This window comes from uncultured Candidatus Kuenenia sp., assembly GCF_900696675.1.
GTDB classification, from domain to species: Bacteria; Planctomycetota; Brocadiia; order Brocadiales; family Brocadiaceae; genus Kuenenia; species Kuenenia stuttgartiensis_A.
Genome location: NZ_CAADGZ010000285.1, coordinates 1 through 1312, shown reverse-complemented (window position 1 = coordinate 1312; position 1312 = coordinate 1). Strand labels below are relative to the sequence as shown.

Annotated in this window: 1 protein-coding gene; it reads left to right on the top strand. The window is 47.7% G+C overall.

The genetic code is table 11. The features are described from left to right. The first annotated feature begins 111 nt into the window (after positions 1-111). Positions 112-1251 (top strand): transposase, encoded by a 1140-nt coding sequence (locus QZT26_RS17680; RefSeq protein ID WP_295104077.1) that lies wholly within the window; start codon positions 112-114, stop codon positions 1249-1251. Positions 1252-1312 lie beyond the last annotated feature (61 nt).

Below are 1312 nucleotides of genomic sequence, written 5' to 3'. Positions count from 1 at the left end.
GACCAAAACGGCAATATGACTTCGCGTTTGATTACCTTACAGAATGAATAAAGACTACTGCTCATCAAGTCTGGCATAATTTGGTTGCTTCACGACCAAAGGAGGCCGCCGATGAGCAGTAGTCAGGAATTGTACAACCGATTGAATGAAAAGTTGAGAGAATTGGTGCATGCGAAAAATGGAAAGCAAGTGACCAATTGGATTTGGATCGTGGTTGGAATCTTGCAAAGCCAGTCTTCCAATCTAAGTCAGATTGCCAACCATTTGCCGATGGAAACGAAAGCCGAGTCGCGCGTCACAAAGATTCGACGCTGGTTGATGAACCCCCACGTAAAAGTGTGGCAGTTCTACAAAGCAATTCTGGAACATGTGTTGTCTGGCTGGTCAGGGGCGGAAGCGTTTATCATTCTGGATGGCGTGATGATCTTTGGAGATCGCTGGCAAGTCTTTCGCGTTTCCTTGCAACATGGGAATCGAGCCATTCCATTGGCGTGGACAATCGTGGAAGGCAAAGGCTTGGTGAAAGTAACCAAGTTAAAAAGCATGCTGGAGAAGGTGCAAAGGTTGCTGAAAAAGCACGTGAAGCAAGTCACGTTTTTGGCGGATGCAGGCTTTCGCGACTGCGATTGGGCGCAACTATGCGAAAAACTCGACTGGAATTATGCGATTCGGGTTGCCTGCAACACCTACATCACCTTGACAGACGGAACCTCTGACCGCTTGGACAACCTGGTTCCGGTAAACCAGAATCGGTATTATCAAGAGATCCTGCTCACGCGTGAAGAGAAGCTGAAAACCAATGTGTCTGTGACCTGGACGATCGACAAACAAGGCCAACCAGAAATGGTAGCGATCATCACCAATCAAATCGCTTGTCGTGGGCGCTTGCGAGAATACGACCGTCGCATGAGCATTGAGCAAAGTTTTCGCGATGACAAATCAGGCGGCTTTGACATGGAGCATACTCGTTTACAACATGCCGAACGCATTGATCGTCTGTTGTTGGCTCTTGCCATTGCCACACTCTGGTGCCACGAACTGGGTGAATTCGTTTTGAAGCAAGGCGAAACCCTGCGGTGTCACGTCGATCCGGCACACGAACGCACTCTGAGCATTTTTCAACTCGGTTTGCGCTGGTTGAAACGCACTCTCACAACTGGACTCTTGTTCTTGCCAGATTTCAAGGCGGTTTTATCTAATTTCAAATTGAAACCCGTGACAATCCCTGTCACGCTAAATTCAAATGTGTAAGGTAATCAGGTATACCCTATGATTTTGGGAGGGGTAGATGTGTCATATATCGGAATCTGAG